Source organism: Gordonia sp. i37, assembly GCF_002043085.1.
GTDB lineage: Bacteria > Actinomycetota > Actinomycetes > Mycobacteriales > Mycobacteriaceae > Gordonia > Gordonia polyisoprenivorans.
On sequence record NZ_MVPX01000531.1, the window covers coordinates 16797 to 28419 of the forward strand.

The window sequence follows — 11623 nt, forward strand, 5'->3', positions numbered from 1 at the left end:
GCGGGCGCAAACGAGAATCTAGTCGAGCGGTGCCGACAGGGGCAGGTTCACGAAGCTGGGGCTACTCGGATCCAGCTCGATGTGCTGGGGTCGAAGCCCGGAATCGTTGAGCAGCGGCCGCAGCGGGAGCCCGCGCGGCAGGTTCATCGCGAACACGTCGATCCGCAGCCGGTGACCCTTGCCGATCAGCGCCTCCGTCGGTAGGAGTCCGATGTCGATGCCCACCGACTTACCCGGCGTCACGGGGTGGCGGGTGTCGAGGGTGAGTGTGTAGAACGGATCGATCACATCCCCGTTGGGCGCGAACTGCGAACGGCTACGGTCATATTCGCGCAGCGACGCGACCACCTGCCCGGAGCTGATGACCTTGGACGTGCCGTCCGGGGCGACGTCGTTGAGCGTCGCGGTCCAGTAACCGTCCGGGGCGTCGAGCACGGTGTTCAGATGCACGTTGCCGTAGCCGCTGACGCTGCGGGTGGTGGTCATCGGTGCGCTGGTGAAACTCAGCGCGTTGCGTTCGGAGATCCGTGCGTCGTCGGCGCAGTCGGGGAAGATCGCGGTCAGGCCGGCCATCTGCTGTGCGGAGTCGCGCGAACACAGCGTCGCAAGTCCCGGCGCCACGGTCATCCGGCCGCGGGTCGCCGGGACACCGGTGCCCAAACTGCCGTCGCCCAGCGCATACGGGGCCGTGCCCGAGCGCCGATCATCCAGGTAGAGGCGCTGACGGGTCATGCCCGCACGGGGGAACTGGGAGGCGGTGATCCACCGGTCGCCGACCTGCTTGAGGTTCACCGGGCCGTAGCGGTCGATCCCGTTGTCGATTCCCTTGAGCCACTTGTCGAACCACGCCTTCTGCAGCACGTCGAGACGTGGTGGCGTACCCGGCCGGCCCTGCCCACCGCCGATCGTGAGGTGGTAGCCGTCGCCCATGATCAACTGCTTACGTCCGGGCGCGAGGGGGATCTTGTTGTACATCGCGACCTCGGAGTTGGTGAACAGATCGAACCATCCGCCGTAGATGAGCGTCGGGGTGGTGATCGTGTCGGCGTGGTCCTGCCAGGCCGTACGCGGACCGGAATTCGGGCTCAGCAGATCGCCTAGCTGGGGTGGGATCGACGCGATGTCCGGGACGGTCAGCGCCTGGATGAGTTGCGGGAAGAAGGTGAACGGGTCCCGCAGGCGGTCGGCCAGCCACGTCCAGTCGAAGGTGCCGTTGAGCATCGACGCGACGTTGGGAACCAGCTTGGTGGAATTGACCAGGGTCAGCCACAGCGGCAGGAATCCGACGCCGAGCGCGCCGCCCGGTGCGACGATGTCACGGATCAGGTCGCCGCCCGGTTCCACCGGGAAGATCGCCTTGAGGGCTTCGGGATGTTTGTTGGCGGCCTGGATCTGGTTGATCGCCGAGTAGGAGACGCCAGACATGCCGACCTTGCCGTCAGACCATTTCTGCTTGGCGGCCCAGTCGATGACCTCGACGGAGTCCTGCTGCTCCCGTTGTTGGAAGACGTCCCAATCCCCTTGGGAGAAGCCGGTTCCGCGGACGTCGACGACCACCACCGTATAACCGCTGCGCACGAGATCGAAGTCGACGGAGAAGTTGCGCAGTCCCTGATCACGGATCAGGTGCGCGACGTCGTTGATGCCGTCGATCGGAGTGCCAGACAAGTTGATCGCCGAGGCCACCTGGACGGCCAGCGGCGCCAGCACCGGGTTGGCCAACGCAGCCGCGGTGATCGCGGAGACGAGTTTGGTGTACGGCGTCATGGTCACGATGACCGGAGTCTTGGCCGTCGTCGGTATCCGGGCCGCGTTGGCCGGGCGGTAGACGTTGGCGCGCAGGATGGTGCCGTCGCTCATCCGGATCGGGACGTCCCACTGGGTGTTGACGTCGGCGTAGGGCTGCGGGCCGTCGTGCGAGGCGAGCCACCGCTTGGCCGGGGCTCCGCCGTCGGGGCCGGTGGCCGCGTGCGCCGTTCCTGCCGCTCCCAGACTCGGACCGGTCAGCAATGCGACGATCGCGATGACCGCCGCAATGACGACTCCCCGTACCCGAACTTCCCGTACCCGCATCGCCGTCCCCCCCGGTGAGATGTGACCGGACGAGAGCCTAGCAAGACCTGTGAGGCGTGTCACCGATCCCGCAGGATCGCCTGTCCGAGGTCGGCGTTCAGTTCCCGGTGACGTCGACGGGGTGGGTGGCCAACAACGGCAACGGCCATGGTTGGCGGCGCAGCACGTCGGCCCAGATGTCGGTGGTCGACGGGGCGAGGATGTCGCGCGGGAGCGCCGAGGCCAACATCCAGCTGTCCTGGGCCATCTCCGCGTCGAGCTGACCGATCCCCCAGCCGGCGTATCCGGCGAAGATGCGAAGGCCCTCGAGTACCGGCCCGATCAGCTCGGGATCGGCGTCGAGGTCGATGAGGGCGACGCGGCCGCTGACCGGCCGGATCTGTTCGATCCCGGAGATGTCGGCGCCGTGCCGGACAACGCCGAGACACAGGGCCGAATCCTGTTTGACCGGGCCGCCGACGAACAGCGCCCGCGGCTGCGCGGCCAGATCGGTCCACGACGGCATCACGTTGTGGACCGCGGTCTGGCTCACCCGGTTCAGGACCACTCCGAGACTGCCCGCGTCATTGTGCTCGATCACATAGATCACGGTGCGCGCAAAGGTGGGTTCGAGCAGATCGGTGGACGCGAGCAGGAGCGTGCCGGCCCGAATGCTGTTGGCCGACTCGATGTCTCGTGCCGCATCCGCGGCTCCGCCGCCACCGCCGACGCCGCGCTCGGGCCGGTCGGGGGTGAGATCGTCTGCGCTGTCACCGCCGTCCACGACATCCATCATCGCATGAGAAGTCGGCTCGGTCGGTAATGTAGGTACGTGAATTCCGCGGTGACCGAAGGTACGTCCTCGTGGAAGATCTTTACCCATTCGCTGAGCCACTCACCCGGCCTGGGCCGGCTACTCGCGGTGCGGCTGACCAGTCAACTCACCGACGGTGTCTTCCAGGCCGCACTCATCGGCGGCGTGCTGTTCAATCCCGAACGCCATGCCGATCCGCTCGCCGCGGCGCTCGGTTTCGCGGTGCTGTTGGTGCCCTATTCGGTGATCGGTCCGTTTGCCGGAGCGCTGCTGGACCGGTGGGATCGGCGCAATGTCCTGCTGTGGGCCAACGTCCTACGCGCCCTGCTGATCGTGATGGTCGCGATCGCGATCAGCACCGGCAGTTCCGACACCCTGGTGCTGATCAGCGCCCTCGCGGTCACCGGGGCCAGCCGGTTCGTGGCGTCGGGGCTGTCCGCGGCGCTGCCGCACGTCGCTCATCGCGAGGTCATCGTCGCGACGAATGCGCTGTTCACCACACTCGGTGGGGCGATGTTGTCGGTCGGTGCAGGTCTCGCGCTCGGCATGCGCGCCCTCGTCGGCAACGACAATGTCGGTAGCGCGGAGACCACGCTGATCGGTGTGGTGCTTGCGCTCGTCGCCGGCTTGGTCGCACACGGTTTTCCGCCCCGTCAGCTCGGACCCGACCGGCCCGACGACATCGGGCACTCGGCTGCACACGCGGTGGCCGTCGGCTTTCTGCACGGGGCACGGGCGATCGCCCGATGCCGTCCGGCGTCGGCGGCGCTGTCGGCGATCGGGATACACCGGCTGGTTTTCGGTCTGAACACCCTGATGCTGTTCGTCTTCGCCCGGCACGTGCACGGCGGCGGTGACGGACTGAGCCGGATCAGCCTGGTCCTCGGATGTGTGGCGACCGGGGCCTTCGCCGCCGCGGTGACCACACCGATCCTCGTCGACCGCTACGGCAGACGCGCCACGATCATGCTCATGTTGCTGCTCGGCGCGCTGGCCCAGGTGCTGCTGCTGACGTTCACGATCCCCGGCTTCTGCGTGGCCGCCGTCGTGCTCGGATTGGTCGGACAGACCACCAAGTTGTGCGGCGACGTCGCCATGCAGGTGGACATCTCCGACTCCGTGCGCGGACAGGTCTTCTCCGTGCAGGACGCCTTGTTCAACGTCGCCTACGTCATCGCGATGGTGCTCACCGCGGTGATCATCTCCCCGGACGGCCGCTCGGTGCCGCTCGTGCTGATCGGGTGCGCGCTCTATCTCATCGGAGTCGTGGTGGTCCGCGGCCTGCATCCCGCCCGCCACAACTACTCACCGCCGCCCGTCCCCGACGATCACCTGCCGAAACCCGGCTCCCCCTCTGCGTAGGCGGCGTCGGCGGTGCCGTCGCCGTCGGAGTCGACGAGCACCTGGTCGGGGTGGCCGTCGGAGTCGGTGTCGACGTAGAGCCGTCGGATCGCCCCTGCGTCGAGGAGGATCTCGATGTCCGGGGTGCCGTCGCCGTCGAGGTCGTGCGCCTGGACCCGGGTGTCGGTGGGAGCGGGATCCGCAGGGGTGGGGGTGGCCGGGGTGCGAGTGCCGGGGGTGTGCGGCGCGGGCGGCGCCTCCCGTGTCGGGACGGCGACGCCCCAGATCCCGTTTCCCGAGTCGCGATAGTGGTGCTCCACGGTGTCGTCGTCGTCGAGGTCGAGAGCCGCGAGGTCGGCGATGCCGTCGGCGTCGGTGTCGATGAGCAGATCGTCGCGACGACCGTCGCCGTCGAAGTCGAGCGCGATCGCGTCGAGCACACCGTCGGCGTCGGTATCGGTGTCGGCGGGGGTGTGCCAGAGCGTGGGCTCAGAGTCGCCATTGCCGAACACGTACTCCAGGACAGGATCCATGGGGTATTGGACGCACGGGCAGTCGCCACGGTTCCCTCGACGGTCGATGGTCGCGGCGACGACCCACACGGTAGGTTCAACGGCTATGTACGTCAGCGTTCTCGGCGAGCAGTTCCACCGGGCGCGACTGTCGCCGGCGATCACCCATCTCGATTCGGCGTCGGCCGGTCGGTCGTCCAACGCCGTCATCGGGACCATCTCGGCGCACCTGTGGCGTGAGGCCGAGCGTGGGTCCTATGTGGCCGCCGATGACCGCGCCGAAGAATTCGCCAGGGACACAAGGGATCTCGCTTCTCTGATCGGACACACCGCCGAGGAGATCACTTTTCGCGAGAGTGCGCGGGCGGCGTTGCGGGCACTGCTCAACGGGTGGAGCCTGCCGGTCTCGACCACGGTGTGGGTGGCCAAGAACGAGTTCGGGCCCAACCTCGTCGAATTCGAACGTCGCGGCTATGCGGTGCGCCCACTGCCCGACGGCGACGTCAACGGGCACATCGACCTCGATGCCCTCGAGAACATGCTGCAGTTCGAGCAGCCCGACTTCATCCACATCTGCCACATCGGGTCGATGTCGGGGGTGGTGCAGCCGGTGACGCGGGTCGTCGAGATCGCCCATGCGGCACAGGTGCCCGTCGTCGTCGACATGGCGCAATCGGTGGGTCACGTGCCCACGGTCACCGGCGCCGACATCGTCTACGGCACCAGCCGCAAGTGGCTGACCGGGCCGCGCGGGGTCGGCTTTCTCGCGGTGCGCCGGGACTCGTTGCGGACCGTCGAGATCGAGAGCTCGGAAGCGTTTCTCGCGGGCCGGTTGGGGCTCGGTGTCGCGGTCGCCGAACTGCAGCAGATCGGCCAGCAGCGGGTCTTCCGCGAGCTCGCGGCGATCGGCCGCGCGACCCGGGAACGCCTCGACGGGATCGGCAGCTGGGTGGTGTGCGAACCCGTCGACGAGCCGTCGGCGCTGGTCACCCTCGCCCCGCCGCCGGGCTGGCAGGACTCCGACCTCCGGGCTGCTCGCGATCGGTTGTTCGACGAGCTCGGCATCCTGGTCACCGCCGCCGAATCGTGGCGGGCACCGCTGGCCGGGGACCAAGGGGTGTTGCGGATCAGCCCTCACCTCGATGTGCGCCGCGAGGACCTCGACCGGCTCGCCGACGCCCTGCGGACGATGGGGTACTGACGCAGTTCCGGTACGAGCCTCGCCCGACTACGCGGTGCCCGCCCCGCCCTGCTCGGCCCACCACTGACGGAGTGCCTCCTCCGCCTCGTCGCGGGACAGCGGCCCGCGGTCGAGGCGCAACTCCTTCAGATATCGCCACGCCTCCCCGACCAGCGGTCCCGGCGGCAGACCCAACAACTCCATGATCGCGTTGCCGTCGAGGTCGGGCCGGACACGGGCGAGATCCTCGGCGGCGCGCAGTTCGTCGATGCGGCGTTCGAGGTCGTCGTAGTTCTGTTGCAGGCGTCGGGCCCGCCGTTTGTTGCGGGTGGTGCAGTCGGCGCGCACGAGTTTGTGCAGACGGTCCAGCAGCGGCCCGGCGTCGGTGATGTAGCGGCGGACCGCGGAATCGGTCCAGGCGCCGTCGCCATATCCGTGAAAGCGCAGGTGCAGGAAGACCAGCGTCGCAACGTCTTCGACGACGGCCTTCGGATACTTCAACGCGCGCAAACGTTTTCGGACCATCTTGGCGCCGACCACCTCGTGATGGTGAAAGCTCACGCCGCCGCCCGGTTCGTGGCGTCGGGTGGCCGGTTTGCCGATGTCGTGCAGCAGCGCCGCCCAGCGCAGGACGAGATCGGGATCGCCGTCCTCGAGATCGATGGCCTGCCGCAGGACGGTCAGCGAGTGTTGATAGACGTCTTTGTGTTGATGGTGCTCGTCGATGGTCAGACGCATCCCCGGCACCTCGGGCAGGACGCGCTCGGCCAGTCCGGTGTCGACCATCAACTCGATGGCCTCGATGGGGTGTGCACCGGTGATCACCTTGTCGAGTTCGACTCGGACACGTTCGGGGGTGATGCGATCGATCTGTTCGGCCATGTCGGTGATCGCGGCGGAGACACGGGGTGCGACGCCGAAACCGAGCTGGGAGACGAAGCGCACCGCACGCAGCATGCGCAGCGGGTCGTCGCCGAAGGACTCCTGCGGGGTCGCGGGGGTGTCGATGATCCCGGCAAGGGCGGCCGACAATCCGTCGAGGGGGTCGTGGAATTCCTCGGCGCCCCCGCGGCCGATGCGCACGGCCATCGCATTGATCGTGAAGTCGCGGCGAACGAGGTCGTCATCGATGGACTCGCCGAAGGTGACCTCGGGGTTGCGGCCGACGCCGTCGTACTTCTCGGCGCGGTAGGTGGTGATCTCGAGGATCAGGTCCTTGCGGCGCGCGCTGATCGTGCCGAACTCGATACCGGTGTCCCAGATGGTGTCGGCCCAGTCGGACAACAGTTCCTGGACTTTCTCGGGTCGGGCGTCGGTGGTGAAGTCGAGGTCGGTGCCCAGGCGGCCGAGGACGGCGTCGCGGACCGAGCCGCCGACGAGATACAGCTCGTGGCCGGCGTCGGCGAACAGTGCGCCGAGCGGTTCGGTGATGTCGGAGAGCGCGCGCAGCGACACCGCCGCCGCGGCGAGGAGCCGGGTGCGGCGCTCGGCGGTGGTGGTGGGGTGGGGCTGCTCTGTCACGGCACGACAGCCTACCGGCGCCGGGAGCGAAGCGAGCGGGCCGGATCGGGGCCAGGCGCCGGGAGCGAAGCGAGCGGGCCGGATGCAGCTGTGTGCGCTGCTGCCAGCACCATGTGGGCAAACGGCCGGTGACCAGCAGCTAGCATCGAAGGCGTGCCCACCGACCCGTCAACCGACCCCACAGACGTCTCCGACGACGTCAGCACGGGTGGGCGCCAGGCCGCAGAGGCCGGGTCGGGTGATGCGCGTGGTGTCGCTGGGCAGGGTCGTCGACGCGGTCGTCGGGGCCGGCGGAGGCGCCGGGGCACCCCGGAGTCGCGGTCTGACGCGGAGTTCCATCCTCGGCCGGAAACGCCTCCGACCAGCGCCGAACATCCGACGCCACGCCCGAAACGGCCTTCTCCGGCAGATCTGGCCGATCGTGCCGGCGGCACCAGAAACGGCACCACCGGCAGTCCGAACAAGAACGGGTCGAGTAAGAACGGCGCAGAGACGAACGGGACAGCCAAGCCCGGCCCGGTGAACGGGTCTGCGGCTCCGGTGAACGGGACCGGGGTGAACGCAACCGGCGTCAACGGGGCAGCAGGACACGGGGCACCAGCACACGAGGCAGCAGCACACAGGCCCAAGCCCGGCGGAACCCGCCATCCGTCACCGGCGTCCGTGGCCGCCGCCACACCGACCGGCAAGGGCACGCGGGTGAGCGCGCCCAAGCCGTCGGATATGGCCGTGATGTCGGCCAAGATCACCAAAACCGGCCTCACCCAGGACGCGGCGGCGACGCCTGCGCCGACTCGGCGCAGGCGCGGCAACCGTCGTCCGGAACGCGCGGAGCGTCTGCGCACGGTGCGGGAGACGTCGGCGGGTGGGTTGGTGATCTCCGATCTCGACCTGCCGGTCGAGGAATTGTCGGCGGCCCTGATCGGCCGCGTCGACCGCCGAGGGCGCATGATGTGGTCGTTGCCGAAGGGCCACATCGAGACCGGGGAGACCGCCGAGCAGACCGCGGTCCGCGAGGTGGCCGAGGAGACCGGCATCCAGGGTCTGGTGGTCGCGCCGCTGGGCAAGATCGACTACTGGTTTGTCAGCGAGGGCCGTCGCATCCACAAGACCGTGCATCACTATCTGCTGCGCAGTGTCGGCGGTGAGCTCTCCGATGAAGACTATGAGGTCAGCGAGGTGGCGTGGGTGCCGTTGCACGAGCTACCCCGCCGACTGACGTACTCTGACGAGCGACGACTGGCCCGTATGGCCCGCGGTGTCATCGCCGACCTGGCCGCCGACCCCCAGCGGTTGGCCCAGTCCGAGGCCGAGAGCAGTCGCACAGAACCCAACGCCTATGAGAGAGCCGCAGCCGCCCGCAACCAGCGCCGAAACGAGCCGCCGCCTGCGGCGCCCTCGCGTCGGCGCCGGAGGCGTCCCCGCCGCCCCGCGGCCGGTGATGGCTGACCCCTCGTCGGGGCGCGCACGGTGGGCTCGGTTCCTCACGGTCGTCGCGGTGGCGGTGCTGATGGTGTTGTCTGCGGCCCCGGCCGCGGTGTTGTCTGCGGCCCCGGCCGCTGCGGCACCCGGCGACGCCGCCACCGCCCAGCCGGATCGGTTTGCGCAGATCGTCATCGACTCGATGACGCCATCGATGGTCACCAGCAGTTCGGGTCCCACGGTGGCGATCTCCGGGCATGTGATCAACACCAGCAGCCGGACGCTGCGTGATCTCGGTATCCGGCTCGAACGCGGCGACGCGCTGGCCGGTGCCTCCCAATTGAGGTCGGCGCTGGCCGGTGAGCACCCACCGATCGCCGCCGCCACCGACTTCAGCGATCTGTCCTCGGACACCCTGGCGCCGGGTGCGCAGGCGAGCTTCTCGTTGACGGTGCCGTTGTCGGGCGCGGGTGGTCTGCAGATCTCGCAACGCGGCGTCTATCCGCTGCAGCTCAACGTCAATGGCCTCCCCGACTACGGTGGCGTCGCCCAGGTGGCCGGATCGCGCACGCTGCTGCCGGTGCTGTCATTGCCGCCGGACCGCAGCCGGGCGGCCGCCTACACCGATCCGGGCAGCGGCGACGCGTCGTCGACGACACCCGGTCTCGGTGCCGACGGTTCGGTGTCCGCCGACACCTCCAGTCCGTCGCGATTCACCCTGTTGTGGCCGATTGCCGCACCCCCGCAACTCGCTCCGGGCGCCCTCGGCGGCAACACCGAGCCGGTACGTCTGATCAGCGAGGACATGGCCCGCTCACTGTCGCCGGGCGGACGGCTCGATTCGGTGCTCGCCCCATTGCGGGCGATCGCCGACGCCGCGCCTGCATCGGCGCCCGACCCCGGCTCGGCGTCGCCGGCGCCACCCGCCCCGGGGGCGCAGTCCGGTCAGACATCGGACCTCGCGCGCAGCATGTGCCTGGCCGTGGATCCCAATCTGCTCGTCACGGTGCGCGCGATGTCGCTGGGCTATGTGGTGTCCTCCGATCCGTCCGACCCGACGTCGTCGACGGTGCCGGGCACCGGTCAGGACGCGGCGACCTCTTGGCTGAACGAGTTGCGCGACGTCGCCTCGCGACTGTGCGTCGTGGCTCTGCCGTTTGCCGGGGTGGACCTCTCCGCTCTCGCCGAGATCGACAATTCCGGCCTGACCGCGACCGCCCTGGACTCCCCCGCCGACGTCGTCGACTCTGTTCTCGGCGTGAAAAGTGTTCGCGGACTGACCATTCCGGCGCTCGGTGCGATCAATCAGGCGGGCGCGCGGCTGCTCGAGGACACCAATCACTCCACCGTGCTGACCTCGGCGGGCAATCTGTCGACCGAGCAGCCGCAGAGCAGCGGCGCCTATCGCGTCGGACCGCTGGCCGCACAGTCCTACGACGAGCCGGTCACGGCCGCACTCGCGGCGCTCGGGACCAACCCGACGACACCGGCGATCACACCTGCCGACCAGATGGTCGACCTCTCCGCGGAGTCGCCGCTGAGCAGACGTCAGGCCGGCATCGGCGCGCTGGCGTTCGCCGCGGTGGACACACCCGACGATGAGCGCGCGGACTCGGGACAGGGCTCCGCCGGGCAGACCTCGGCAGCGCAGCTGCCGACCACCGGCCGCTCGCAGGTGGTTCTTCCGTCGCTGTACTGGTCGCCGACCACCGACGACGCCAATGCACTCATCTCCACCGCAGAGGTGCTGTTGGGTTCCAGGGTCGCCACCCCCACCCCGCTGACCAGCGTCGTCGACTCGGCAGACGCTGCGCGCGCCGACGCCCGGCTGGCCCCGTTGCCCGGTGTGGGACCGGTGGCATCGGTGTCGGTGCCCCTGCCGGAGCAGACGGCGACCGGGATGCGTGAGCAGGCCGACCTCAGCTACCAGCTGCAGGGCTCGCTGGTGAGTTCGGCCGACGTGGAGACCACCCCGGAGCGCTACCTCGCGCCACTGCGCGAGGACATGCTGCGCTCGCTGACCGTGCCCGCCCGGGCCGGCGCTGCGACGCGCACCCGACTGGCCGACACCCGGGCGCAGACGATCCGTGCGGTCACCTCGACGCTGGATCGCATGCGGGCCGCGGTGACGATCCTCGACCCGGGCGGTCGCTACACGCTCGCCTCCGAACGCAGCCCACTGCTTCTGGTGGTGCGCAACGATCTGGCGTTGCCCATTCGGGTGGACATCAGGACCAGCGCGCCCCACGACCTCGACATCGGCGACGTCGGGACGATCGAGATCCCGGCACGCGGCACGCGCCAATTGCAGCTGCCGACGCGGGCCGAGACCTCCGAGGCGATCACCGTCACCATCTCGATCGCGACGGTCACCGGCCTGCCGATGGGCTCCGACATCCGACTCTCGGTGCATTCCAACGCCTACGGCAAGGCGTTGTTCATCATCACGATCATCGCTGGTGCAGCCCTGGTGCTGCTGACGGCACGGCGACTCTGGCACCGTTTCCGCGGCGAACCCGACCCGGCCGACGCCGACCGTCCCGAGCCCGACGAGCAGGAGCGATTGCTCGCCGCGGCAACCTATCAGCAACGACGACGTACGCTGCACATCGAAGAAGTTCATTCGGGTGAGTGGTCGGACGACGCGGGGTACTCGTGGCCACCGGATCCCGAGCGGGCCGACGATGCCGGGTCGGTGCGGACCTCGCCGGGTGGTGACGGGTCCGAAGACCCGGGTTACCGGCACACCGACCCCGGATCCACCGACGGGCCGACGCCCGG

General features: G+C 69.1%; 8 protein-coding genes. 4 read left to right on the plus strand and 4 right to left on the minus strand.

From position 1 onward, the window contains the following. Positions 1 to 18: 18 nt before the first annotated feature. Together B1964_RS26440 and B1964_RS26445 are read right to left on the minus strand one after the other, a co-directional pair. Positions 19 to 2073, minus strand: coding sequence for a CocE/NonD family hydrolase (locus B1964_RS26440; RefSeq protein ID WP_079931927.1), 2055 nt, complete (start codon positions 2071 to 2073; stop codon positions 19 to 21). A 97-nt stretch (positions 2074 to 2170) separates the two neighbouring features. Next, entirely contained in the window at positions 2171 to 2848 is a 678-nt protein-coding gene (locus B1964_RS26445; RefSeq protein WP_006368588.1) for a YqgE/AlgH family protein, read from the minus strand. Positions 2849 to 2884: 36 nt separating this feature from the next. Between B1964_RS26445 and B1964_RS26450 the strand changes: the two genes are divergently transcribed. Continuing rightward, a complete protein-coding gene (locus tag B1964_RS26450) occupies positions 2885 to 4228 on the plus strand; it encodes an MFS transporter (RefSeq protein WP_079931928.1) in 1344 nt (447 codons plus the stop codon). Here the strand turns inward: B1964_RS26450 and B1964_RS26455 are convergent. Continuing rightward, positions 4195 to 4740, minus strand: coding sequence for a hypothetical protein (locus B1964_RS26455; protein WP_079931929.1), 546 nt, complete (start codon positions 4738 to 4740; stop codon positions 4195 to 4197). The two genes, B1964_RS26450 and B1964_RS26455, sit on opposite strands and share 34 nt — an antisense overlap. An 85-nt stretch (positions 4741 to 4825) precedes the next feature. Here B1964_RS26455 and B1964_RS26460 point away from each other — a divergent pair, with 85 nt between their 5' ends. Further along, a complete protein-coding gene (locus B1964_RS26460; protein WP_079931930.1) occupies positions 4826 to 5920 on the plus strand; it encodes an aminotransferase class V-fold PLP-dependent enzyme in 1095 nt (364 codons plus the stop codon). Between the two features lie 27 nt (positions 5921 to 5947). On the opposite strand, the gene B1964_RS26465 is transcribed toward B1964_RS26460, so the two are convergent. Beyond that, positions 5948 to 7420: a CCA tRNA nucleotidyltransferase gene (locus tag B1964_RS26465; RefSeq protein WP_079931931.1), complete on the minus strand. Its 1473-nt coding sequence runs from the start codon at positions 7418 to 7420 to the stop codon at positions 5948 to 5950. Positions 7421 to 7573: 153 nt separating this feature from the next. Between B1964_RS26465 and B1964_RS30570 the strand changes: the two genes are divergently transcribed. Continuing rightward, entirely contained in the window at positions 7574 to 8869 is a 1296-nt protein-coding gene (locus B1964_RS30570) for an NUDIX hydrolase (RefSeq protein ID WP_172398976.1), read from the plus strand. Between the two features lie 55 nt (positions 8870 to 8924). After that, positions 8925 to 11623, plus strand: a 2699-nt coding sequence (locus B1964_RS26475) for a DUF6049 family protein (protein ID WP_079931935.1), incomplete at its 3' end; no start/stop codon positions are given.